The organism is Neobacillus sp. SuZ13, from assembly GCF_030123365.1.
Classification (GTDB): domain Bacteria; phylum Bacillota; class Bacilli; order Bacillales; family Cytobacillaceae; genus Neobacillus.
Genome location: NZ_CP126107.1, coordinates 2,761,172 through 2,786,809, shown reverse-complemented (window position 1 = coordinate 2,786,809; position 25,638 = coordinate 2,761,172). Strand labels below are relative to the sequence as shown.

The window sequence follows — 25,638 nt, the reverse complement described above, 5'->3', positions numbered from 1 at the left end:
TGCAATCATCTCCTAGTGGTAACCCCCGTACTCAATATACGAGTTGCATTTTTTACCAATTTTAAGGGTGTGCAATAAAAAATGTATATTTTTATAATAGTATCTAAACATAAAGTAATGCTCTTGAATTGAAGCGGGTGATCATTTTGGCAAGTAAAGATAGCATCATCTCGATGCAGGATAAAAATTTTTATACGACCGAAGAATTAATTGACCAAAAGATAGAAATTTGGCAAGAACATGTTCTTTTTTCTAGCTTATGGTGGTTTGGGGTTGCCCTCTCAATTATCCCGTGGATTATCTGGTTTCTTATTAGAAAAAAACAAAGTACAGATCGAATAATGTATGTGGGCTTTTATATTATGGCAATTTCAACTCTGCTTGATATTTTAGGAGACCAAATAGGCATTTGGCATTATCGGTTTCATGTAATCCCCACACTTCCTACCTATTTCCCATGGGATGTTACGCTCATGCCTGTATCGGTAATGATTCTCCTGCAATTCTTTCCAAAAAGAAATCCATGGTTTAAAGCAATATTTTTCGCACTTTTAACTTCCTATTTCGCAGAACCATTTTTTGACTGGTTGGGCATTTATGAGCCAAATGCCTGGCGTTATAGTTATTCAGTCCCGATTCAGATTCTTCTTTTTATGAGTTCATATTGGCTTATCCAACGGACTAAGTTTTCTCCATTGTAATGAAGGCACATGAATAATTTTTCCATTTTGGAAAGACTCCTCTCTTCCCTACAAGAGAGGAGTCTTATTTTATTACAGGGAACTATACTTCTTCCACTAAACTGCCACGTTAGTTAAATAAGGATAAAAAAAGAGCGACTTCTCAGCCACTCTTAATTAACCATTTTTTGATCTTTGTTTATTCTGTTTATAAATATAATCGATCCTGTTCATTGTCCTATATCCTAAAATACCAAGGATTATTGTATATATCGTTGTTAAAATTAAGCCAAGTATAGCAATCCAAAATAACGATGTTATCTTCCTTCTTTTGTTAAGCACAACAAATTACCTCCACGAATTAATCGTTATTATCTTGCACCTAATAAGGGAGATTATTACAAGAACAACAATTGATAAGAACGACCACTCAAGTCATTCAAATTCTAATTTTAATTAAACTCAAGCACCCGTTTGTTTAAGTGAAAATGTTCACAATTAGGAAACAATTTTATATCAAAATAGAGCCTTGTTTAATTCATTGTTTACTTATCTAATTTTCGAATGTCCTAAGTATAACGGACCTGCATCAGAGATAACCTATCTTATGGAGGCGCTAAACATGGGTCTAAAATTTGAAAAAAACCTTATAAAATTGCTTTATTTCTTTGGTATTAGTTCCTTTATTTACTTAATTAAAAAACCACTTGCAAAGGACTGGCTCCTTGTTTTCTTTATAAAAAGTTATTATGCATCATTGGTGGATAAACTTGTTGTAAATAAAGGTTATGTTAAATATCCCACCCGATTTCCAAAACAATTTAAAACAAGTTTTTTGTTTGATTACATACTTTTCCCAATTTCTTGTGTCTTTTATAATCAACTGACTAAGGATTCCCGCATCCTTCAGTGCCTTTTAAAAGTTCTGTATTTTAGTGTACCGATGACTATTTCTGAACTATGGCTAGAAAAAAATACACAGCTTGTTAAATATAAAAAGGGATGGGATTGGAAAACCTCTTTTTATTCGCTTTCTTTTTCCTTTTTATTGGTCAGATTTACAATGTCTGTTATTAGACGTCTCTTCAATAATAAATACGATTTTTCTTAGATGGAGGTTCTTATTCAACAATAAGAGTAAAAAGGATGAGGCATTTCTTCTTCCGTTCGTATTATAAGTTCAATCAGATATTTCTGGTTGAACATTTTTTTAGGTACATGAAAAATGACCGCAGCAGCAATCATCCTCAGCCACACAATAAATGAATCCCCCCACTTTATGAATATTCCAACCATTTAAGATAATTTACCAATTATAAAAAGCTGTTCATTGGTAATAAATATCTTTTCTCTAACTAACTCATTAATTGATATGATTCTTTTAAAAGAACTAAAAACTCTTGATTTAGTTCGTCTTCACTATGAAATCTAAAGTTATTGTGAAATCTGTTTTTTGAAACTTGTTCAATTTTAGTAATCTTCCCGTGTTCAATTTGATGGTTTGTTACTAAATTAAAATCTAACCATTTCTTTTTTTGATGAACTCCTCCGAAGGCAGATTTATTCAAAAGATGTATAGAAGTCTTTTTAAATTCAATTTCAAAAGGTCCAATTTCTTTCAATAAATCGAGTATTTTTGAATATATTTCATAAACATTAGATGCCTTATTTGAGAATAATTCATCTTCTAACATATTACCATCTCCTACTTTCACTTTAACATATTAAACTTTATTACCTTTATTTCGCCTCTTTTTACATCATTTTACCATTTCTTTATTCACTAACCTGCTCCGTTAGTCAAATAAGAAAAGCTGCCATATTGACAGATCACATCTTCAACTCTTGCACCCGTTACTTTAAGTACAATTCTTCACAATCTCCTTCTTTAATGGGTGATGCTTTTTATAGCATAACACCGATAATAAAAAAATTTGTTGTTATTCTTTAGAATTAATAACTTTCGCCAACCCTAACGCTAAATTCCGTGTGAGTATATCTGAAACTAATTTTTCATCCTTCAGCTGACAATTAATAATTAGTATAACTTCTCCATGTTTTTCATTCCGTACCAGTTTAATTTGCTTTTTTTTATTCTTCCATTTATACAATATTATTTCGATTACTAAACCAATAATAATGCCGCTGGCTGCACCAATTAGTCCCCAGTATATAGGTCCCCATTCTAATTCAAATCCCTTGCTGGCTAAAATAGTTGATAATACAACTGCTAATGCAAAACCCTTATCTAAAAACGAACGACCGTCAGAATGATTAAGGGAGTCAATGATTGAAGCTCTAACATTTACTTTCTTTAATGGAACTGCAAAAATATCCGTTATGCCATTCTCCTGTAACTCTGTTATCCCAAGCTCAAGATACTTTGTATGTTCAAAGGTCGCAAAAATTTGCATTTATTCCACCAGTCCTCCCTTATTAATGTGGAAATTCGAAGGCTGGAAATTTTCCTCTAAAAAGCGTGCTTGTTCTTTTGCAAACAATTTATTTAGTTCAATAGTATCTGTATAAGATTGATACAATGTGAAGAAATAAAAAGACGGTATAAATAGCAACCAATGCATATTTAATACTTGTGTGGATTTTTGTATATCTCCCTGTATTAAATAAATTATTGCTTCAGCGAAGTGCGAGTAAAATACAAAGATAACTGCCCAAAAAAGTGTAAAAAAACTTGCTAAGATTCTTTGTTGATAAAATTGACCTAGACTTGGAATGAAAATTGCCCAAATAAGGGCTAGGATAGGATTTCTCTTATCCAGATAATTAACACCCGCTGTGTTCATAGCATATTTCTTGATGGGAGAGTTGGCACTTTCGCTAAGTTTATACTCTTTGTTCAAATCAACTGCTCCACGGTAACTGTCCCATATACCGAATAAATATATAGGTATATATAAAAGCAATAATCTGGTATTTAATATACCTTTAGCTGATGGTATATCGCCTATAAAAGAATACACCATAGCAGCGTTTAGATTTGAATATGAATTAATACAAATTTCCCAAACAATTAGACCAGTACCACGAAAAAAATGTCCTAGTAGAATGTGACCAAGTCCAGGGAAAGCTACTGACCACCAGGCAATTATTGAAGGTTTTCTTAAATGAAGTATGGTTGTATCAAAAATTCCTAAAACGTTTCTAGGAAGACTTTCTCTTCTCATAACCCTACTCATATAAAATGCTCCTTTGATCCATGTTTGTAATTTCTGTGTACAGGTTAGATTCAGTTATATAATCCTTTTTCCTTAATCTCTCCAAAAAATTTTTTAAATAAAAATAATATCAATAATTAAGTTTACTTTCTTATGATAACCTGCTATTTAGCTCAAGAAGAAAACGACCCGGATATACGCACAACTCAGCGGAAGCATTAGACAGGAATTATATAGGAAATATTTTTAACATTAAAATAAGCAACGCGATTGCGTTGCTTTATTGCACTCTTGCACCCAGTTACTTTAAGTAAATTGATTCACAATCTTACTGGGTATGTACCTAAAAAAGCTGAATACTTTAGATATAAAGGCTTAAGGAAAATTGAAGGATTTACTTTCCTCTTTTGTCTCTTAAAATACATAGTAGGAGGTTGAGCAGCATGTTATTGCATCAAATATAATATTGAAAGGAATGCCTCTTTCGATAAAAATAGGAACATGTAGAAGTATAATGGAACCATGTAGTTTAAGTTAAGGAGGGTTGATAAAGTTGGGGGAATTTCTAAATTTTTCATATAAGGGTTTTAGGTACAAACTTTATGTTCCGAGCGACTATAAAGCGGAAAAAGATACTCCTTTGATGGTGATGCTTCATGGATGTGAACAAGATCCGGATGATTTTGCTGCTGGAACAAATATGAACGAGCTTGCTGAAAAAGAAAACTTTCTCGTACTCTATCCTGACATGAATCACTTGTTTAATCCTTCGAATCCGGCTGCTTATAACCCTTTTGGCTGCTGGAACTGGTTTTTGGATAAAAATCAGCACCGTGGAGAGGGACATCCCAAGTTAATTAATGCGATCATTAATCAGATTAAAAGTACATACCGCATTGATTCAAGTAAGGTGTACGCAGTTGGATTATCTGCAGGTGCGGCACTTGCTTGCATTCTTGGAGTTACCTATCCAGATGTATTTAGTGGTATCGGAGTTTGTGCGGGACTTCCCTACGATGCTGCGAATGTATTTTTTCTAACTGATCCAATGGCTAAGGCAGCTAAAGAAAGCATGCAAAAAGGCGTTTCGGATCCCTATGCATGTGGTAACAGGGCCTTTCAAGAAATGGGAAAGTTCAAGAAGAAAATGCCTGTTATTGTTTTCCATGGTATCTGTGATATAGTTGTACATCCCATTAATGGACAACAGGTTATCATACAGTGGGCACAAACTAATTTTCTTGTAGAAGGTGGTACAGGAAGAGCTGATATTACACCTTACCAGGTCAAATCAGACCTTATTAATGGAAAAAGTTGTACTAAACATGTATACGATGATGGGGGCGGTGAAATTTTAATGGAACTATGGATGATCGATCAAATGGGGCATGCATGGTCTGGCGGGAGCTTAAATGGTTCATATACCGACCCATTAGGGCCAAATGCAACAGAAATCATTTGGAATTTTTTCACCAAACATCATCAGCACACTGTTGATAATCTGGTTGATAATCTGGTCGAAACACCAAAAAAGAACTTTTTTCGTGACCTTTTTACAAAGCTTTTTAAGAAAAGAGGATAAAACTATTCATCTTATTCTCTTAAGTCTACCTACTCCAACCACATCCTCGAATGCCACCCGATTAAACTCGCAAGGCTTTACTACTTCACGAAGTTGATGAGTAATTGGATCAACGTAATGAAATCAAACGTTGTATATCAAATGCTAAATGTAAAAAAGACGCAGGTCCAGACAATCTAATCCATAGATCTAAGAATTGAGGCTCTCTTCATTTTTTAACGAATGAGATGGGTCTTCTTTGGTGTTGTCTTTTTTCTAATGTTGAAGAAACTTATTTTCATGGTAGTGAAATAAGGATATTAACTCAATAAAAAAAGCATTACCCCTTTGTTGAAGTAATGCCCCCATTAGTTTAAGTACATCTTTTCACAATCTTTGTTACTTGGCGTGGAATTTTTGTCGATTTAACTGTTGTGGTTCACACCGTATAGCATTTCATAGATATTTTATTTTCTTTTGATGGTGCTTTTTAGAAATATTTATGAACATATGTCTGAATTTTTTAACTGGTAAGACTAAAATATTTTTTGTTTTTTTATTGACTTAAACCGTGGTTTAAGTCGTATCATATTCCTGTCGACAACGAAAGATAAAATTTGGAGGTCTCCAGATGAAATATTGTTCAATAAGCGAAGCTTCAGCCAAATTCAACATTCCAGAATCAACATTACGTTATTATGAAAAAAAAGGATTACTACCACTAATGGAGCGTGATGAAGCTGGTAGGCGATTATTTTCAGAAAATCAAATGGCGCTCCTTGGAACCGTTATTTGTTTAAAAAACACACACATGCCTATAAGTGGTATTAAGCAATATATTGATTGGGTAGTAGAAGGTGACAAAACCATTGAACTCCGACTTGAAATGATGAATAATCACAAGCAAGCAGTATTAGATGAAATTTCGTTGATGACAGAATCCTTAAAGGGAATTGATGAAAAAATTACACGTTATACAAAACACACTAAGGAAGGAAAAGAAGACTTTTAAGATAAAAAAGTCTTGATAACTGACGCATATAATGGAATCGGCTTTCAAATTCTAAAAAATAGAGTGGAAAAGAGGAACTATAATGAAACTTTCAGGGAATACAATACTCATTACAGGCGGAAGTGCTGGGATAGGATTAGCTTTTGCAGAACGCTTTGTAAAAGCTGGAAATAAAGTCATTGTTTGTGGACGACGAGAAAATGTACTTCAAGATGCGAAAGAAAAACTTCCTAGCCTTATTACTCATGTAAGTAATTTGGATAGTGAATCCGAGCGTGTAGCGTTGTTTGATTGGGTAACAGAGAACTACCCAGAAGTGAATATGTTAGTGAACAACGCAGGGATTCAACAACGGTTTAATGTGTTAAAAGCAGATGCGAAGAACAATTGGAATTATTTCAATAAAGAAATCACAACCAATGTTGAAGCACCTTTCCATTTGTCAATGCTGTTCGCTCCATTTTTTGCTGAAAAAGAAGAGGCGGCTATCATTAACGTGACATCTGGGTTAGCTTTTACACCGTTTGCAATTGCTCCGATTTATTCAGCAACGAAAGCTGCACTTCATTCATTTACAATGAGTCTAAGACACCAACTTTCTGATTCATCTGTAGAAGTAATTGAAGTTGCTCCTCCGGCAGTGAATACAGATTTAGGCGGAGCAGGGCTGCATACTCATGGAGAACCATTAGATGCCTTTGCAGATGGGATTTTCAAAGGATTAGAAGAGGGTAAACAAGAAATTGGGTATGGTACTTCTGTGGAACGTCTACGCATGTCACGAGATAAAGTCGATGAACACGTAGCAAATATGTACAATTCATTGAAACATACAATTGTTTGAATAACTATCCTTGCTTCATATATAAAAAAAGCAAAACTCGCTCAGTATGAACTGCACCAAAATTGTTAGACACAAAACTAACAATGGAGGTGCAGTTTTTTATATGACTAAATTTACACTCGAGGACAAGTTATGGGCAGTAAAAGAATATGAAAAAGGAATCCTGTCTTATAGGGATATTGCTAAAAAGCTCGGTACTGTTCATAAAACAATTCAAAAGTGGGTAAACCTCTATTTGGAACACGGAGAGGATTCCTTAAGGAAAAGTTATACAAACTACTCTGCAGCGTTTAAAATGGAGGTACTCAAATATATGGACGATAATTGGGCATCTCTTAATGAAACAGCGGCGAAGTTTAAAATTCCAGAACCTTCTTCCATCAATACTTGGAGGAGGGCTGTTGAAACAGAAGGAGTGGAAGCCCTATTACCAAAGAGAAGGGGCGACCTCCCATGACAAATAAAAGAAAACAGATCGTTGATCCTACCAATCAAACAAATGAATCTCTTATCCAAGAAATCGAACGTTTGCGAATGGAGAATGCTTATCTAAAAAAGTTGAATGCCTTAGTTCGGGAAAAGAAAAAATTACAACAAGACTCAAAGCGCAAGTAATTTTTGAACTAAGGAATGAATATAAAGTCGCTGAGCTAATCAAGATCGCGGGTATCAAAAGAAGTACGTATTATTATTGAAAAAAACACATGGACCGCCCTGATAAATACGCAAAGGTGAAAGAGGCAATACAAGAAATATATCACCAACATAAAGGTCGTTATGGACACCGTAACATAAAAAAAGAGCTTGATAAGAAAGGCTTGATTCTTGACCCCAAGACTGTCCTCAAGCTAATGAACATAATGGGGATTAAGTGCCAGGTTCGTATGAAGAAATATAAGTCCTATCGCGGAAATGTAGGGAAAGTTGCGCCTAACATTCTGAATCGAGATTTCCAAGCCAACAAGCCTAATCAGAAATGGGTAACAGACGTCACAGAATTCAGCCTTTTCGGTCAGAAACTCTATCTATCTCCTGTTCTTGATTTGTTCAATAGTGAGGTCATCTCGTATACAGTTAAATCTCGCCCCTCTTTTGATTTAGTAGGTAACATGCTTGAACAAGCTTTAGAGGTTTTAAGTCCAGAGGATAAGTTGATCCTTCACTCAGATCAAGGATGGCATTACCAGATGGACAAGTACCAAAAAACACTTAAAGCCCGGAATATTACACAAAGCATGTCCCGAAAGGGAAACTGTCTCGATAATGCCGTTATCGAGAACTTCTTTGGCATCCTTAAGACAGAACTCCTCTATCTCCAGGATTTTCAAAGTATTGAGCATTTTATACAGGAATTACACGATTATATTTACTACTACAACAATGTTCGTATGAAGAAAAAGTTAAATGACCTGAGTCCAGTAGAATACAGAACTCAGGTCCAAAGGGTTGCTTAAAATATATATGTCTAACTTTTTTGGTTCACTTCAGTATGGCGAGTTTTCTTTTTTATAAGCCATTCCTTCTTCAACTAACCTGCCCCGTTAGCCATTCATGAAGCGCAAAATCGGCGCTTCACCACAAAGAATGAAAATATATTTAATCCGACGATACTGTTCCTAAGGCTGGGAGAGGAAGGTCGATAAACTATGGTGCCTTAGAGCCCATCCGTTAGTCTGACTCCAACGACCACGGTGCACCACAAACTGTCGCTCCCTTTCGGGAAGCACTCATGGTAGATTAATCCTAATTCTGATTGTTGCACCAGCCTCCAATTTTCAAGCCTAGAAAGGACAATTTCAATGGATGTAATCATTGAAAGAGCATGTGGTTTGGATGTACATAAGGACAATATCACAGCTTGTATTATGACTTCAGAAGGAAAGGAAGTTCAAACATTTTCCACTAAAACAGTTTTTCTATTAAAGTTATTGGACTGGATTAAGGAGAATAATTGTACACATGTAGCTATGGAAAGTACGAGTGTTTATTGGAAACCTATTGTTAACTTATTAGAGTCCGAAGGAATAGAGTTTTTAGTTGTAAATGCTCAACACATGAAGGCCCTTCCGGGACGCAAAACGGTTGTTAAAGATGCCGAATGGATAGCCCAACTTCTTCGTTATGGATTACTTAAAGCAAGCTTCATTCCTGATCGGAATCAACGAGAACTGCGGGAACTTGTACGCTATCGCCGGAGTATCATTGAAGAACGCGCCAGACAACATAATAGGATTCAAAAGGTTTTAGAAGGAGCCAACATCAAACTAGGTTCTGTTGTATCTGATATTATGGGTGTTTCATCGAAAGATATGCTTCGAGCAATCGCAGATGGTGAAGATGATCCTGAAAAACTAGCAAACTTCGCTCGTCGTACAATGAAAAAGAAAAAAGAAGAACTTGAATTGGCACTTCAGGGTTATGTTAACCCACACCAACGCTTAATGTTAAAAACAATTTTAACTCACATTGATTTTCTAACAGAGCAAATTGAAATGTTAGATCAAGAGATAGCTAAAAGAGTAAGCACTTATCAAGAAGATATAGAACGACTCGATTCCATCCCTGGTATCGCCACAAGAATGGCTGAACAAATCTTAGCTGAAATTGGTACGCACGTTGGAAACCAATTCCCGACTGCCGCACATTTGTGTTCATGGGCAGCCTTGGTCCCTGGACACAATGAAAGCGCAGGAAAAAGGAAATCTAGCAGATCAAAAAAGGGAAATAAGTATTTAAGATCCGCATTAACAGAAGCAGCTCAATCTGTAAGAGGGTCAAAAAACTATCTAGGTGCGCTGTATAGACGCACAGCTGGACGAAAAGGAAAGAAAAAGGCAGCAATTGTAGTCGCCCATGCGATGTTGCGAATCGCATATTACCTTCTAACCAGAAAAGAAATGTACGTTGACTTAGGCGAAGATTATTTTGATAAACAAAAACAAGCATCTATAGTACGCCATTCGGTTCGAAGACTAGAAAACTTAGGTTATACGGTGACAATTACCGAAGCATCTTAATCTATTATTCGTTGTCCATTAACACCTTGATCAGGCGCCCTGCTCTTTTTTTAAAAAATGAATGAGCTGCGTCTATTTAAGTATTGCCATTTTTCGGATCTGACAGAAGTTAATTTTCATGGTAGTGCAATAAGAAAAAAGGATCGCCGCAGCAACCCTTTCTTAAAATCAAGCATTTTACTTTAGTACACTATTTAAATAACTCGTTTTATAAGGAATGTTGTCCAATTGTAAATACCAGGATCAACAATACTAATCCAACACCGTCAAATATAATATCCTTCTTTGTTGGTTTTCCAAATATAAAGCCTTGTATAAAAATCAATAAAGCCATTAAATAAAGCCATATTATAGAATGTGTTGCAGAAAAGAGCCCTGTTGTTATACCTACCACAACACCTAGATACAAAAATTCCTTTTTTGAAGTCATTTTACGAAACAATCAGTTCCCTCCAATAAAGACAGATAAATATATTGTATCATTCGTTTAGAATATTGAATATTCCTTCTTGAACTATACTGCTTCCGTTAGTGGAATAAGAAAAAAGAGCTGCCGTAGCAACCCCGAATCTTCAACTATTGCTACCCGTTAGCTTAAGTACATTTCTTCACAAACTTTTTTAAAAATTAAGAACTGAAAAAACAGCTATTGTCCAATTAAGTTATAACGCCAATTATTGCACCTCATAAAGTTTCCTGGGGGATATTCAAATTCGCATTCAGAAATAAACTGAAAGTTAAACTTCCGACAAATTGCATTAGAAGCAGGATTATCAATCGATGGGAATGCGTGAATGTATTTATATTTGTTTTCATTAGATGCCTCTTCTATTGCTAACTTTACTGCTTTTGTAGCTATTCCTTTCCCTTGATACGGGGGTATAATGCTCCATCCAGTTTCATATACACTTTCATTATTCCAAGTAGTTTGCCAATAACCCACAGAACCTACTGATTCTAATTCTGGTAACAATATAATGCTAAACATACGTCCTCTATTACCAAGCTCAAGATATCGTTTATGTCGTTTAAAAATCTGCTCTTTACTCTCTGAACCTCCAAGATGCTGCATCATTTCTGGAGCGTTTATACGAAAAAGTAAATCAAGGTCATTATCCTCCCAAGGCTTTATCTGAATGATATACTCCAAATTTTCTTCATCCCCTCATTTTTTATTATTTACTCTTTCTTTACGAAAGCTAAAAATCCTCTATTTAATGATATTGTTGTTTAATTATCGTGATCTGTTAGTACAAAAAGAAAATGAGCTGCGATAGCACCTCATTGTTTAACTCTTGTACCCGTTAGCTTAAGTACATTTCTTCACAATAGTTTCGTACTGCGACGTAAGTATTTAATTTATTTAAAGGATTTTCCACCATATTGTGGAATTTGTAAAATAAATTCCTAATAAAGGTGGCTTGTTTATGAATTCTGTTGTATCTCCCATCGCCTGTAAGGTAAACAATGTTTTTATTCATGTTAGTAACCTCAAAGAATCGGCAAAATGGTACAGTAACTTACTTGGAATACCATTTAATAAGAGTAATGTTAAATCTCCTGTTTACAACATTCCTGTTACGTCCGAGACTGGACTTACCTTAGATGATCACACCTTTAATCCGAGCTTTAAATTAGAACCTTCTAAACATGTTTTATTTAATTTCTATGTTAAAGACATAGATGAAGCGTACAAGTTTGTTAAAAATAAAGGAATAACAATTGTTAAAGAAGTAGAGCGTATTGGTGATTTCGCCTATTTCAACTTTCAAGATTTAGACGGAAACGTCTTAATGATCTGTAACTGTTAAAAGTTAAGAGCTATGGTTGAAATTTTCTACCATGGCTTTTCTTTATGTCTAAATAGGTTTCAAATACGCATTAACGTTTTTCTTCTTGCACTAAGTTAAGAGCCGCCAATTTGGCGGCTTTTACTACTTTCATTTACAAAATATATTGGATGGATTAATCCGATTTTTCCAATCTATAAACCTTCCAATCACCTGATTCAATATGATTTTTCAACATATCCCCATGATGTTCCGCTATGAAATATAGATAGGCTTCAATTTTACCCTTTTCATAAAAGACAACTTGCTTTTTGCGGATGTATAAGTTATTTCTACTATTTGGACGGTATCCTTCCAATTCATCCAGCCTAAGAAGCTGTTCCTCGGATACAATGTACAATTCACCATAGACTTTATCGCTCATCGATTCCTTCAATGCCGGGTAACCATGACCTGTATCAAAAAGACGACCATTCGCCCATGCTTGACCGGCGATGAGTGTAGCACCTTTCATTAAATAGTGGTTACTCTCATTTTTTCTTAATGTGCCATAAACAAACACACAGATGTTGTTCATCTAACTTCACTTCCTTCATTCAATTCCTTCCTTTCAATTTGACGCAAGGTTCTTTGGAGATTTCTATAGTCACTAAAGACCTCGCCTATTAAGGCAGCCGTGTTATAACAGGCGTCAATATTCAACGTTACAGACGATGTATGTTCATGGCTGTAACCGGCAGAGAGATTAACACTTTGGATTCCTTGCATCGCCCAAATTCGTGTACCACTGCTGCCACCGGCTGTGGTTTTCCATCCTGCCATTCCGATTCGTATGGCCGCTTCTTCAATGAATTTTCCGTAATTCTCATGGCAGAAGAACTGGTAGCTACCACAGGATGTGACAATGTCGCCCGAACCACGGCGGTCGACAACAATTGCAGCATCTACATCCCACAAGAAATATTCATCTACACTTCTTGCTCCGATTAAGCCAATTTCCTCTTCCACCGTAAAGATGAATTTTACTTTTCCATTGAAGTCCGAGGTGTATAGACGTTTTGCTGCTTCCAAAACCACGGCAATTCCTGCCCGGTCATCTGCACCCAGAATACCTTTGTCACTTGACCAATTTGATCCATCCTTCACGATCTTCCTACCTTTTTCTATTCGCTCAACAGTATCTAGATGGGCATTAAGAAGGATTGTTGGGCCGTGACCGGTTCCGTATTTCTTTTGCGCCAGAATGTTTCCAGTATGGTCAACCGTAATTAAGTCTACAAGATTCTTCAATTGCTTCATGACAAATTGTCGCACATTTTCCTCATTCCCGCTCTCTCCCGGGATAGATAAAAGCTGTTCCAATTGAATGAGGAATAATTGCTTTCTGATATATTCCGAACCATGTTCAAGCCATTCTTTTGGCAAATAAGACAGCTTTTCGGCAATGTCAAGTAGTGCTGGACGTGAGATGCTCAACGTTACTCCCCTATTTCTCAGAGAAATTCTTGGAACACCCACGGCTAAAAAGATCTCAGTGACCATTTTCACGTCCACATTATCAATGAAGCCAAGACGTGGATTTCTTCTTTCATGTCCATCACAGCTCATATTCGTATAAAAGCCAAGCCGGTTAAGCTGCCTTACAATACCGGAGATATAGGTATCAAGCTCTTTAACCTTCGGATGATCCAATCCAGGACGAAACCACAAATCCCCGCCCCGGCCTCGGTATTCATAGTCGACACCATTTATCCATGTTTCTTCAGCTATTGCAGGGCCATGCATGGTTAAAATACCTTTCTCTAAGGTATATGAAACGGAGAGATTATCCAACCTCTCTAATAAAAATGCCATATTATCCTCTGTTTCTTCTAAACAATGAAATACATTCGGACGAACCTCCTCGATCATAAATCCTTGACGAATGAATAATTGATTCCAGTTTTTCATCAAACCATCTCCTCTTTCCTTGATGGTCTTATTATCGCAAAAGGACGATGACACCCCTGTCATCGCCCTCTTTCATACATATTCAATTTCCTCATCCACCCTATACATCACATAAAATGGATAAGCATGATTATAGTAGTATGCTGTCTCGTTTCGGTATCTTGTGTTCTCTATGATGGGAGGGAATCCTTTTTGGGTTAGTTTATTTTTTAACCTGGTAATATTTTGAGTATAGGTATTCGGTCTAATTTCAACATTCGAGAATGAGTTTCTGGTCGTTGGATGGTCTTCCGAGCTTTTTAATAGGAAATGCCGCAGCAAGTATCCTTGATCCGGACTTAACTCTGCTTCTTCTCCTTCAAAAGCTATGTTAATGGTACGATCATTAAAAAATAACACAATGGTGTCAGGTGGCGGGAAGTTAAACATTTTCTCACATTCTATTTTCGAACATGTTAATCTCCCTTTACGATTTACCTTATTAAATGCATGGCGCTGCAAAAACTGCTCATTATCTAATATATTTTTTAACAGTGATGAAAATTCATTATTGGGAAACTCTACAGTCCCAGTAGAAGGTAATTTATTCATCCGTTCGTAGCTTTGATTGGCAATATGTAAAGCACTAGTTGTTAAATACGCATTAACTAATTGCTGGCTATTTAATTTGTACTGTCCATTGGAATCATATTTGTGATTTTCTAAAGAGATCTCGAAATATGTTAGGGATTCTGAATACCTTTTGTACTTGTATGACAAAAATCCAAGTCGGTACGCTGCAATTGGATTATTAGGATCATACTTCAGAGCATCTTTTAGGCACTTTATCGCTAAATGATCATCCTTCTGATCCACCATTTTTAAGTAGGACCCATATTCAATCAGTTGAAAGATTAGTTTTCTTTTCACATATTCTAAAGAACTTTGGTAGTCCTCCTTCTTCTTGCGAATTAGCAGATCAAGGCAGCGAACCATTTCTTTGTATAAATTGATTCTCATTAAGAAATTTGGAGTCCCCTGTTCCGCCTCTTGGCTGGTTAACTCTTCCTCCAGATCCTCTAATTCTTCCAAAGTTTTGTTTCTTAAGTGCATTTAAATTCCCCTATGATTTATGGATTCTTATTTGTAAGTATCACAATAGTCTCAATCCAACTAGTTACCTATTAGATTCAAGGATTGGGGAAAAAAATCCTTCAAATTTAAACAAAACGAAGCAATGCTCATTAACTCGTTCTGTTCTTCTCTTGATTGTTGTTATTAAAAACTAATTGACGGGCAGTTGGATGCCGTTCCAGCCGCTTACATCGCATTGGCCATATTCATTATTACCCACTGCTACCACCGTTCCATCCGATTTAAGTCCGACGGTATGGGCACACCCCGCCGCTATCGCCACAATATCACGCCAATCACTTACATTACATTGGCCATACTCATTCCAACCCACAGCCGCCACCGTTCCATCCAATTTAAGTCCAACTGTATGTTTACTACCCACCGCTATCGCTACAATACCTCTCCAGTTGCTTACATTGCATTGGTCATGTTTATTCAAACCGACAGCCGACATCGTACCATCCGATTTAAGACCGATTGTATGAAGATAACCTGCCGCGACCGCCACAAAATCGCTCCAGTCGCTTACATCACATTGGCGATACCGATTATTACCCACAGCTTTCACTGTGCCGTCCAATTTAAGACCGATCGTATGCCAGTCACCCGCCGCGACCGCCACAATTTCATTCCAGCCGCTTACATTGCATTCCCCTTCATTATTTCGACCCATTGCTACTACCGAGCCATCGGATTTAAGCCCAATGGTACGACACCAACCCGCCGCAACTGCTACGATATCGTTCCAGTCGTTTACATTGCATTGCTCATGCTTATTCCAACCTACTGCCGCCACCGTATTGTCAGATTTAAGACCGATAGTATGAGCATTACCCGTGTTCGTCGCCATATGAACATTACCGGCGGCGACCGCCACAATATCTCGCCAGCCGCTTACATCACATAGGCCATATTTATTATCACCCACAGCCGTCACCGTACCGTCCGATTTAAGCCCAACGGTATGACGACGACCCGCAGCGATGGTATCTTTAGGCCACCGTTTCACCTTTAACACCGCTTCTTTCGGTGAAATGTAATCCATGTTTTACCTCCCTGAATATAGCTTATTCTTACCGGTTTCCTTGTTCTTGAATAAGAACTGTTTAAATTCGAGTTCCATAAGAATAATTGAAAGCAAAATGATCGTTCCTCCCAATACTAACTTCATGGTAAATGGTTCAAAACCAAAAGTAATAGAAAAAATGCTTCCAAAAACAGATTCAAGCATCATGATAAGTCCAGCGGATGTTGCTGATGTATGTTTTTGAGCTAAAACCTGTACTGTTTGACCCACAAACGAACATACGACTCCCATGTATAACAATGGAACGATGGCAACAGACCAATTAATGTTCGATAACTGCCCTTTCTCTACTAAGAGGAAAAACAACAATCCACCTATTGCTTGTACAGCAGCAAGTAAAAACGCAACAATACTAAAATCGGTTGTTCTAGTGCTATACCCAAGGTAGACAATAGAACCTGCGTAAAAAAACGCACAGAAAAGAGTGTATACGTCTCCAATATTCATGTTTATCTCTTCATTCGTTATTCCTGAGATAATAGCCATTCCCAATATACAAGCAGAGATGGCAATCAAACTTTTTCCTTGAAACTTTTTCCCATAAAAAATCCAAGCAATAAAAGGAATAATCACCACATACGATGCAGAAATAAAAGCATTATTCGATGGTGTGGTATACATTACACCAATCGTTTGTGTAATAAATCCGCCAAAATTTAGGAGTCCGGCAATTACCCCTACTTTAAAATCCCTGAAGGTCATTTTAAATATTTTTTTATGAAAAACCAGTAGCACGCAAACAACAAAGAGAAAACCTCTAACAAAATTTATAAAACCAGCAGACACATTTACGTCCAATGCTATTTTTGTTACCACGAACCCTGAACCCCAAAAGACTGAAGTGATCAATAGCAATATATTTGCCATTAATTTTGACATTTTCATCTATCATTTCTCCCCTGTTTGTTTACATCCCCAAAAAAATCCAACTCTTCCCTTAAAAGAGTTGGATTTTATCTACTCTAATTCCGTTTTTTCGCCACCCACCTAATTAAATTTTTAGAAGGGCTTGACTGCTTTATAGGTTTGATTTTTTAAATATACTACATTTCCATCATAATAAAAACAGAAACTTAACCCACCTTACAATCTAGCAAAATATATAGCTGCATGATGGAATGATATGACCAACACAAATGTTATAAGAAATATTCGTACAATCATTTTCTTCAATCTCAAATATCATATAATAGCAGATTGAAAAGGTGGTGAAATAAAATTGTCTGATCGAAATAGGAAGAAATCTTCTGTGGCATATGGTTATGTTACACTTGTAGGAACCGAACCAATCTTAGTAAGACCCAATGAAAATATACGATTTAATCAACACGGCTCATTGAAAAATATTTGCTTTTCCCAGAATAGGAGTACTATAACCATCTTGAAAACAGGCGACTATAAAATTGAATATACGTTACTCATTGATGGTCCTGCCTCAACTTCGACATATGGTATTTTCTTGAATCATTCTTTGGTTCCTGGAAATTTAACCAACTTTGGCATTACAAGACAAGTAAATAATGCAACGCTCATGCTTATAGGACAAGCAATTATCCGTATTCGCAAAAATTCCACAATTGAGCTAAGAAATATAGGAACTGCTACAGATACACTACTACCAATTTTAGGGAACAACAACATAAATGCCGCATCATTTTCGATGGTGAAACTTAGTCAATGTTAGTGGTCAAGGAGGAGAAATGGAACCGACTTGATGGAAATGGAAGTTGAATTCACGATCGAAATGAATGAAAAAATTGCAGCGTTATTAATATTATTTATAGAAGTAAAAATTAAAAGGCTGAATCAGAAGAACATTAAAATCACCCTCAGTTACCCCTAAGGATCTTCGTCATTTATTATTAAGTTAATTTAGACAAGCCCAACAATGCCTGGATTTTCATATCCAGCATTTTAGAAAATGGAAAAGGCGAACAGTTTACCATCCTGTCCGCCCTTTCTTATTTGTCTAATGTTGTTGCAGGTTCATTGTGTTGCTTTAAGAAGGTTCTTTCAAATTCTTCATCCGATAATGGAGGACTGAATAGGTATCCCTGAACAACCATACAGCCATTTGATTTTAGGAATTTTAACTCCTCTTCAGTCTCAACTCCTTCTGCAATCACATCAAGATTTAAATTATTGGCCATTGAAATAATGGTTTTTACAATGGCACGATTTTCAGAATTACTTGTAATATCTCTTACAAAGGAACGGTCAATTTTAAGATTATTTATTGGAAACTTTTTCAGATAACTTAATGAGGAATATCCTGTTCCAAAGTCATCTATGGAAATCGAAATCCCCATTGCCTTTAACCCATTCAGTGTGGAAATCACAGAGTTGATGTTTGTACTCGAAATACTCTCTGTTATTTCTAAATCTAGATATTGAGCGTCTAGATTTGTTTCTTTTAAGATATCCATAACAGATTCTACAAAGTTTCCGTCATAAAATTGCCGCAGTGAGATATTAACGGATACTGGTATAGGAGTGTACCCCCTATCCTGCCATCTCTTATTTTGAAGACATGCGTTTTTAAGAATCCATTCACCTAGCGGTAATATGATTCCGGTTTCCTCTGCTAAAGGAATAAATTCAGCCGGTGAAATCATTCCTAAATCGGAACTCTCCCATCTTAATAATGCTTCCATCCCAATGATGTTGTTCGTTTCAATATTCATTTTAGGTTGATAAACAATTTTAAGTTCATTGGAATGTAATGCTTTTCGCAAAGCTTTTTCTAATACCATTTTTTTCTGATAATCATCATTCATCTCTTGCGTAAAGAAGGAATATGAATTTCTTCCGGATTCCTTGGAAGAATACATCGCAATATCCGCATTTTTAATTAAAAAATCTGGGTGTTCACCATCCGTTGGATACATACTGATTCCCAAACTGGAAGTGACAAATAGTTCATGGTCTTTTAGGGTAAAAGATTTTTTAAATATATTTAACAATCTTTTTACAAAGATGGTTGTTTCATCTTTAGTCACACTAGATAAAATAAAGGTAAACTCGTCACCGCCAAGTCTATAAACTGAAAAATTGGTCACCCTTTTATCATCTGCTTTACTTAAACGTTCAGCTACTTTCTTTAATAGAAAATCTCCATTTTCATGATTGAGAGTGTCATTAATAATTTTAAAACGATCTAAATCTAAAAAAATGACCGCTATACTTTCTTTATTGAGTTTTGCTAATTTCATTCGTTCGATTAAATCCTGATTAAATGCCCGCCGATTAGGTAATCCAGTGAGAGGATCATGAAGAGCTTCCCATTCTCTCTTTTTTTCATTGATTTTCCGTTGTGTAATATCAGTTGATACACTAAGAACCTGCTTATCACCAGATGAAATGATGGGTAGCTTTACAGTTTGTATCCATCTTTTATTTCCTTGTGAATCAATGATTTCATTTTCTGGGATATGCTTTTCTTCTAAAGTCGATAATACCTGATGATCTATACTTATATTCTGTTTGGCCCTATCCTCATCAGGATTATAATCCAGTTCAAAATTCCCGATTAGTACTTCGGAATTCACCCCAAAGAGTAAACCATAAGCTCGATTTGTTAATGTATATTTTCCATCCTGACTTTTGGCATAGATATAACTGGGATTCATATCGATGATTTTATGAAGAAATTCTTTTTGATCAAGTAGTGCATTATTCATCTTAGTTATAATCTTTTGGTGCATTCTAATCACTGGGATGAGGATCCCAATCGATAAAAATAAAACAGCGATACTGCTTGGTAGTAGCAGATAGCTTTTAATCATGTTTAAGATTCCAATGCAATAGCCTACTGATGCAACAATAATAAAGTAAAGGACAAACGTTTTGGTTTCAGAATCCTTTAGGTGTTTACATAGTGCAAGGGATAATAATGTGATAATAATAAATAATAATAAATTAAAGTTAAAGATCCATGACCAATCTCCATAGACTGGGTATAAGAAACTTACCTTTATTAATCCCTGTTGACTTACTAACTCAAAGCTTTGGATGCCTTTGTGACTCCATCCAATCAAGTAAACAAAAGCTGACCATATATAAAGAGTGACGACAGTATATTTGTTCACTGCATATTTTACTATTCTAGATTCAATCATTTGTGTTTGGTTTGTCGCCATATATATTACGGAAAATAAAGTAGGACCCAACATTATCGAGCCAAAACGAAATAACTGAAATAAAAACTCGATCACACTATTTGAAAAAAAATCACGAGCATATAAAAACGAAACGTCCATTTGCCAAAACGAGGTAAAAATAAAAAAGAGAAATAAAAGCATTGATAACTTTGTTTTCTCCAAAATATAGATCGTTGTAATTCCGGCTGCTAATGGAAATAATGCAAAGGTAATCATTAATAGATAAATCATTGCTTCTTCCTCAATTTTCTTTTGTAATTAATAAACAAGTATTATTTCCGCTAACCCCATGGTTTGTTATTGCCACACTATCGACATTTTGATACTTCGTCTCGAAGACAATGGGCAAGTCATTAAATCCATCTCCACTTGTTTTAATGGTTGGTGGAATAAATCCATATTCCATACTTATTAACGAAGAGACAACTTGGATCGCCCCCATTGAGCCAAAGGTATGGCCGGTCATCCCCTTTATGGAAGTAATCGGGACAGTGGATCCAAATAGATTAGTATGAGTAATATACTCTATCATATCATTCTGTTTTAACCCCAACCCTTGGCTGTTGACATAGGTAGGAACACAATCCCCTATGGCACTTTTTAAGGCAGCTGTCATTCGAGTCCCTGTTGTGTCGGACTTTAATATTGACAGAGCTTCATTGTTAGAAGCACCACTGTTGACATGCCCAAAAACTTTAGCGCCTCTTGATTCTGCATCTTTCTTCCGTTCCATAATCACAACGGCAGAACCCTCTGATTTAACAAACCCCTTATGAGATGTGGAAAAGGGTACCCCGGTTTCCTCTATCTCCGTATTTTCGGCAATCGCACCCGTCTTTAAAAATCCATAGGTAATCCAATCCCCTAAAAGAGCATCTGAGCCGCCAACGATACATATATCTGCGTGTCCAGCTTCTAAGAATAATTTGCCCATAAGGATCGCATCTAAGCTTGCCGTACAGCCAGTAGAGATGGTATAAGCCTGTCCATTTATTCCAAGATGCTTAGTGATCCCAGAAGATATTGTATGCGGATCTCCGATCGGAACATATTGAATAGGTACTTTTTTAAGGTTATTACCATGGTTAGAGAACTTTTCAACTTCTAAAATTCCTCCACCGGATGTACCCATTATGACAGCAACACGTGCAAAATCATCATTTGGTAAGTTGGCCATCTTATAAGCCTCGTCAGCAGCTGCAATGCCCAATTGTGCTGCACGTGGGTACCTTTTATAATTTTGACCAGAGATTATATCCAGATCTTCATTAACAACTCCACATACTATATTAGAGCCGTTATTGCCACGGCCATGGAGAATTTCCTGGGTACAGATCCCCTGTTCTAGAACGTCTTTAAATTGATCTATATTACTTATACCAGGAGCTTTAACTCCGTAACCTGTAATGACTATATTGTCCATAGTTGACCTCGATTATGATAAATTATATTAATATATTAAAAATATATTATATGAGGTTATTCAACAATTAACAACAAATATAGACATATTATCCCTGCCATTCTTCCCCATTGCCACCATCTCTTTCACTCTTTTTGAACTGCTTTAAAAGGAAAAATTTCCTCCTTGTACTTGAAAATTAACTTGGTTAATTGCTCTTGTATTAGTTCCTCTTGGAAATTGTTGCCTTATTAGTAAATCAAAAAAAGTTACCAATTGTTCAAAGTCGATATGTTATGATGAAAAATGAGAGTAATGTTAACTTATTTCGATTTATAGTTAACATCTGTGAACTAGGAGGAGAAAAAATGTATAAACTGCGAGGTCACCATCTTTTTTGCTTATTGGGCTACCGGGGAATGGGCTATTCAGAAGAATACGTGAAAAATATGACACGATTGCATCAAACCTTGAGAAATAACCCGAAGACGTTAATTCAGATTGTTAAGGGTCCAGACCAGTTGTGTGAAAAATACCCCAACTCAGGTAATTACCACTGCCAAGACGAAAATATTTATGAAAGAGATCAGGCTATTTTAGATAAAATAGGACTTAAAATCGGCCAAATCCTGAATTGGGAGGACATTGAGTCGTGCATTAGAAAGTTTGCCGTCCCCTCCGATATTCAAATTTTGTGTAAAACTTGTTCCTGGCGTTCATATGGAGTATGTGAGGAAGGGATTCAGGAGATTCATGAATTGAAGGGTTTAAGGGAAGTTACATAACCGTCCGCACTTAGACCGTCATTTTCTTCCACATAATCTTCATATAATCTGTACACTGAGTTTACAAGACTTTAATATTCAGATGTTATGATTGGCTTAACAACGAATGAGGAGGCAGTATAAATGAATGTGCGTGCAATGTTTATTGATATGGATGGTACACTACTAAAATCCTCAAACACCATTTCCAGCCGAAATATGGAAGCTGTTAATTCACTTATTAATCAGGGAGTTAAGGTTTTTCTGGCTACAGGTCGACATTATGAAGTAACTGCTCCTTATCATAAAGAAATTGGATTACGAACTCCTATGATCTGTTTAAACGGTGCCGCGATTCACGATGCAGTGACAGGAAAAACGATGCAAACGAAAACCGTCCGACTGAACGAAGAACGATTCCACCATCTGACTGCTGTGAATTCTTGGAATGTTATCATCCATACTGCAAATGGGGTTTATTGTAAGGAGACAAATGAAGAAATTGATTATTGGACAAAAGTGGGGCAAATTCCGCCACGTTATATTGGCGATTTAAAACAAGCAAATTATCAAGATGTTCTTAAATATAGTGTTCGAACAGGTACACCCTGTCCAAAAATTTCGGCTATATTTAACACGGAAGCAGAAGTCATCGATTGGCATGACGGATTTGAATTGCTTGCTCCTAATGTATCCAAGTGGTCTGCTATAAAAAGCCTCCTTCAAGAATTTCGAATCAGCCCAAGTGAGGTTGTAGCCATTGGAGACGGGCCTAATGATATCGAGATGCTTCGTTATGTTGGTACTGGTGTAGCAATGGGGAACGCGAGTGATAAGGTTAAACAAGCAGCTGATTTTATAACAGGACACCACGAAAATGATGGTTTAGCTCAGTTCATAGAACGATATCTTCTTAAATCAAAACAATCATATGCGATATAGAGTGTGTTTATTTGACACTAAGTCATAAAAAAATGGCAGATGTTGTTAGATTCATACCTTTCAATAATGATAATTTATAGACGAAAAAAGCCTGTATTGTGGATTATTGTGTAATCCACAATACAGGCTTTTATCTAGTATTTTATTTCCTTGACCGCTGATTATAATCCCGTTCAATTCCCTCTTTCCAGCTTCGATCAATCTTTTTTCCACTTCGAAGATTACTCACGGCTTCATTGACCGCTTCATAATTTAATTGCGTTCCTTTGTGGTCCGCATGATATTCCACTGCAAAATCCTCTTCGATTCCGAATTGTGCAGCCGTTGAGATTGCATCGATATTCGCTCCAAGGAAGATGAATTCCCAGCCACATTTCTCTTTTTGATGACGAATCATTTTTTTGATTTTGTCCGTATTGAATTCACGGCTGGCATTTTCCATCCCATCCGTTGTAATCACGAATAACACCTTTTCTGCCCTTTCATCCTCAAGAGTTCTCTTTTGCACATTGACCATTTTTTGAATCGTAAAACCGATGGCATCTAATAACGCAGTGGTACCCCCAACTTCATACTCTTTGTCGGTTAGAGGCGATATGCCTCTAACATTAATTCGATCGTGTAATAATTCATAACGATGATCGAACAATACAGTCGTAACAAAGGCTTCCCCTTCCGCTTCTTGTTGTTTCTTCAGCATCGCATTGAAACCACCGATGGTATCTGCCTCAAGCCCTGCCATTGATCCACTTTTATCTAATATAAGCACTAATTCTGTTACATTCTTTTTCATACTTGTTATCCTCCGTTTCTTTGATGAATTAAGGATAACAAGTATTAGATAAAAAAAGGTCGCTTAGAAAGCGACATTTTTAAGTATCGAGTATTGGTTGTACTAATTGGCTTACAATTAATGCTGTATTCTTTATTCGAACCTATACGCCTCGCTTATTTCCCCAAAGTAGTGCGTGTAATTGCGGTAACACTTTTACATCATTCAACTCTGGGTCAGCAACCACACGATCGACTAACCACTCATATTTCAATAATAGTTTTTGAATTAATTCATTATTATTCACATTCGTGATATCATCATTCCCGACCTGAAGATAAAAAGGAATATCCGCGTACCGGTTGTGGACCATTTTCGCATATTCAAGATCGTTTTCGTCAAAGATGACGACTTTCAAACTCACTTGATGTTTAAACTCATTATCATTTAAATTTTGAAAAATAGAATCCAAGATTTCAAAATTGGTGACCATATTTGAACTGGGCGGCTTCGGTGAAATCGTTAGTTCATCAACGTTTAAGAACCAGTCTTGCCATCTGCTCCCTTGTGTTTCGATCCCAATCTTGATGTTTTTTTCTTTTAATAAATCAATAAACACATCTAAATTTTTAAGCAGTGCCGGATTTCCACCTGAGATCGTCACAAACGAGAAATTATCGCCACCGACTCTTCCTAATTCAGCCCAAATTTCATCTGCGCTCAATTGCTGAATATCTTCTTTGGCACTGCCGTCCCATGTAAAGGCAGAATCACACCAGCTGCAAGAATAGTCACAGCCTGCCGTCCGAACGAACATTGTTTTTTGACCAATGACCATCCCTTCTCCTTGGATGGTTGGGCCAAAGATTTCTAGAACAGGAATCTTGCTCATTCCTCCATCCACTCCCTTCGAGCTTCCGCATAGCTGGTCGGAGTTTCAAAGAGACGGACAAATTCTACTCTTGCTCCATGATATTGTTCCATTCGCTCTTCTGTTTCTAATGCTTCCTTCATTTTCTCATAAATCCAAACCACCATATTTTCCGCGGTTGTATTCATGTATGGCAGGGTTTCATTCAAGTATTGATGATCCAGGAAGATTTCAATTTCATTTTTCCAAATCTCTTTAATATCACCGAAGTCAATCATTAAACCGCGTTCATCAACAAATCCGCTGATTCCGAAAATAACGTGGTACGTGTGGCCGTGCAAATTTTTACATTTCCCTTCATAACAATGCAAGTGATGCGAAGCATCGAATGTAAATTCTTTGCTTACTAGGACACGTTTATGATGATATTTTAATTGATGTGGATGAATATCCTCATTTATTTTTTGAAGTTTATCAACGATTCGAAAACCCAT

The 25,638-nt window shown here is 36.4% G+C and carries 25 protein-coding genes and 1 pseudogene; 11 read left to right on the top strand and 15 right to left on the bottom strand.

Annotated features, from left to right (window positions below):
• Positions 1-146 precede the first annotated feature (146 nt).
• Both QNH17_RS13540 and QNH17_RS13535 read left to right on the top strand, forming a co-directional pair.
• The gene (locus tag QNH17_RS13540) at positions 147-701 is read left to right on the top strand and encodes a CBO0543 family protein (RefSeq protein WP_283879161.1); all 555 of its coding nucleotides are present in this window, start codon (positions 147-149) and stop codon (positions 699-701) included.
• Between the two features lie 586 nt (positions 702-1,287).
• Positions 1,288-1,791, top strand: coding sequence for a CBO0543 family protein (locus QNH17_RS13535; RefSeq protein WP_349632574.1), 504 nt, complete (start codon positions 1,288-1,290; stop codon positions 1,789-1,791).
• 244 nt (positions 1,792-2,035) lie between these two features.
• Here QNH17_RS13535 and QNH17_RS13530 read toward each other — a convergent pair whose 3' ends face one another.
• From QNH17_RS13530 to QNH17_RS13520, 3 genes are all read right to left on the bottom strand, one after another.
• Positions 2,036-2,374: a DUF5655 domain-containing protein gene (locus QNH17_RS13530; RefSeq protein ID WP_283879159.1), complete on the bottom strand. Its 339-nt coding sequence runs from the start codon at positions 2,372-2,374 to the stop codon at positions 2,036-2,038.
• Positions 2,375-2,620: 246 nt separating this feature from the next.
• On the bottom strand, positions 2,621-3,094 hold the full coding sequence (locus QNH17_RS13525) for a hypothetical protein (protein ID WP_215006635.1): 474 nt from the start codon (positions 3,092-3,094) through the stop codon (positions 2,621-2,623).
• A complete protein-coding gene (locus QNH17_RS13520; RefSeq protein ID WP_283879158.1) occupies positions 3,095-3,877 on the bottom strand; it encodes a hypothetical protein in 783 nt (260 codons plus the stop codon).
• Positions 3,878-4,409: 532 nt separating this feature from the next.
• On the opposite strand from QNH17_RS13520, the gene QNH17_RS13515 reads away from it, so the two are divergent.
• The 5 genes and pseudogenes from QNH17_RS13515 to QNH17_RS13495 all read left to right on the top strand — a co-directional run bounded on the left by QNH17_RS13515 (position 4,410) and on the right by QNH17_RS13495 (position 10,290).
• Positions 4,410-5,438 carry an extracellular catalytic domain type 1 short-chain-length polyhydroxyalkanoate depolymerase gene (locus QNH17_RS13515; RefSeq protein WP_283879157.1) on the top strand — a complete coding sequence of 343 codons (1,029 nt, stop codon included), beginning with the start codon at positions 4,410-4,412 and terminating at the stop codon, positions 5,436-5,438.
• Between the two features lie 610 nt (positions 5,439-6,048).
• Complete coding sequence (locus tag QNH17_RS13510; protein ID WP_283879156.1) at positions 6,049-6,429, top strand: MerR family transcriptional regulator; 381 nt, start codon at positions 6,049-6,051, stop codon at positions 6,427-6,429.
• Between the two features lie 82 nt (positions 6,430-6,511).
• The gene (locus QNH17_RS13505) at positions 6,512-7,273 is read left to right on the top strand and encodes an SDR family oxidoreductase (RefSeq protein ID WP_283879155.1); all 762 of its coding nucleotides are present in this window, start codon (positions 6,512-6,514) and stop codon (positions 7,271-7,273) included.
• Positions 7,274-7,376: 103 nt separating this feature from the next.
• A pseudogene (locus tag QNH17_RS13500) lies at positions 7,377-8,727 on the top strand (IS3 family transposase).
• Positions 8,728-9,072: 345 nt separating this feature from the next.
• Positions 9,073-10,290 carry an IS110 family RNA-guided transposase gene (locus QNH17_RS13495; RefSeq protein ID WP_283879154.1) on the top strand — a complete coding sequence of 406 codons (1,218 nt, stop codon included), beginning with the start codon at positions 9,073-9,075 and terminating at the stop codon, positions 10,288-10,290.
• Positions 10,291-10,498: 208 nt separating this feature from the next.
• Here the strand turns inward: QNH17_RS13495 and QNH17_RS13490 are convergent, their stop codons facing one another.
• Both QNH17_RS13490 and QNH17_RS13485 read right to left on the bottom strand, forming a co-directional pair.
• The gene (locus QNH17_RS13490) at positions 10,499-10,732 is read right to left on the bottom strand and encodes a hypothetical protein (protein ID WP_283879153.1); all 234 of its coding nucleotides are present in this window, start codon (positions 10,730-10,732) and stop codon (positions 10,499-10,501) included.
• 204 nt (positions 10,733-10,936) lie between these two features.
• The gene (locus tag QNH17_RS13485) at positions 10,937-11,440 is read right to left on the bottom strand and encodes a GNAT family N-acetyltransferase (RefSeq protein ID WP_283879152.1); all 504 of its coding nucleotides are present in this window, start codon (positions 11,438-11,440) and stop codon (positions 10,937-10,939) included.
• Positions 11,441-11,717: 277 nt separating this feature from the next.
• Between QNH17_RS13485 and QNH17_RS13480 the strand changes: the two genes are divergently transcribed.
• Positions 11,718-12,101, top strand: a complete 384-nt coding sequence (locus QNH17_RS13480; protein WP_283879151.1) for a VOC family protein — start codon at positions 11,718-11,720, stop codon at positions 12,099-12,101.
• Positions 12,102-12,255: 154 nt separating this feature from the next.
• Here QNH17_RS13480 and QNH17_RS13475 read toward each other — a convergent pair whose 3' ends face one another.
• The 5 genes from QNH17_RS13475 to QNH17_RS13455 form a co-directional block, all read right to left on the bottom strand.
• Complete coding sequence (locus tag QNH17_RS13475; RefSeq protein WP_283879150.1) at positions 12,256-12,657, bottom strand: gamma-glutamylcyclotransferase family protein; 402 nt, start codon at positions 12,655-12,657, stop codon at positions 12,256-12,258.
• The gene (locus QNH17_RS13470) at positions 12,654-14,030 is read right to left on the bottom strand and encodes a M20/M25/M40 family metallo-hydrolase (protein WP_283879149.1); all 1,377 of its coding nucleotides are present in this window, start codon (positions 14,028-14,030) and stop codon (positions 12,654-12,656) included. The genes QNH17_RS13475 and QNH17_RS13470 overlap by 4 nt, the downstream gene beginning before the upstream one ends.
• A gap of 72 nt (positions 14,031-14,102) precedes the next feature.
• Entirely contained in the window at positions 14,103-15,122 is a 1,020-nt protein-coding gene (locus QNH17_RS13465) for a tetratricopeptide repeat protein (protein WP_283879148.1), read from the bottom strand.
• A 172-nt stretch (positions 15,123-15,294) separates the two neighbouring features.
• Entirely contained in the window at positions 15,295-16,191 is an 897-nt protein-coding gene (locus QNH17_RS13460) for an RCC1 domain-containing protein (protein ID WP_283879147.1), read from the bottom strand.
• Between the two features lie 3 nt (positions 16,192-16,194).
• Positions 16,195-17,118 carry a DMT family transporter gene (locus QNH17_RS13455; RefSeq protein WP_283879146.1) on the bottom strand — a complete coding sequence of 308 codons (924 nt, stop codon included), beginning with the start codon at positions 17,116-17,118 and terminating at the stop codon, positions 16,195-16,197.
• 334 nt (positions 17,119-17,452) lie between these two features.
• Between QNH17_RS13455 and QNH17_RS13450 the strand changes: the two genes are divergently transcribed.
• A complete protein-coding gene (locus QNH17_RS13450; protein WP_283879145.1) occupies positions 17,453-17,917 on the top strand; it encodes a BclA C-terminal domain-containing protein in 465 nt (154 codons plus the stop codon).
• A 277-nt stretch (positions 17,918-18,194) separates the two neighbouring features.
• On the opposite strand, the gene QNH17_RS13445 is transcribed toward QNH17_RS13450, so the two are convergent.
• Both QNH17_RS13445 and QNH17_RS13440 read right to left on the bottom strand, forming a co-directional pair.
• A complete protein-coding gene (locus QNH17_RS13445) occupies positions 18,195-20,624 on the bottom strand; it encodes a putative bifunctional diguanylate cyclase/phosphodiesterase (RefSeq protein WP_283879144.1) in 2,430 nt (809 codons plus the stop codon).
• Positions 20,625-20,634: 10 nt separating this feature from the next.
• Complete coding sequence (locus QNH17_RS13440) at positions 20,635-21,816, bottom strand: beta-ketoacyl synthase N-terminal-like domain-containing protein (RefSeq protein WP_283879143.1); 1,182 nt, start codon at positions 21,814-21,816, stop codon at positions 20,635-20,637.
• Between the two features lie 347 nt (positions 21,817-22,163).
• Here QNH17_RS13440 and QNH17_RS13435 point away from each other — a divergent pair, with 347 nt between their 5' ends.
• Entirely contained in the window at positions 22,164-22,580 is a 417-nt protein-coding gene (locus QNH17_RS13435; protein ID WP_283879142.1) for a DUF1284 domain-containing protein, read from the top strand.
• Between the two features lie 123 nt (positions 22,581-22,703).
• Positions 22,704-23,501: an HAD family hydrolase gene (locus QNH17_RS13430; RefSeq protein WP_283879141.1), complete on the top strand. Its 798-nt coding sequence runs from the start codon at positions 22,704-22,706 to the stop codon at positions 23,499-23,501.
• Between the two features lie 142 nt (positions 23,502-23,643).
• Here the strand turns inward: QNH17_RS13430 and QNH17_RS13425 are convergent, their stop codons facing one another.
• The 3 genes from QNH17_RS13425 to queD form a co-directional block, all read right to left on the bottom strand.
• Positions 23,644-24,294, bottom strand: coding sequence for a vWA domain-containing protein (locus tag QNH17_RS13425; RefSeq protein ID WP_283879140.1), 651 nt, complete (start codon positions 24,292-24,294; stop codon positions 23,644-23,646).
• Positions 24,295-24,436: 142 nt separating this feature from the next.
• Positions 24,437-25,165: a 7-carboxy-7-deazaguanine synthase QueE gene (gene queE / locus QNH17_RS13420; protein ID WP_283879139.1), complete on the bottom strand. Its 729-nt coding sequence runs from the start codon at positions 25,163-25,165 to the stop codon at positions 24,437-24,439.
• Positions 25,162-25,638, bottom strand: a complete 477-nt coding sequence (gene queD, locus QNH17_RS13415) for a 6-carboxytetrahydropterin synthase QueD (protein WP_283879138.1) — start codon at positions 25,636-25,638, stop codon at positions 25,162-25,164. Before queD ends, queE begins: the two co-directional genes overlap by 4 nt.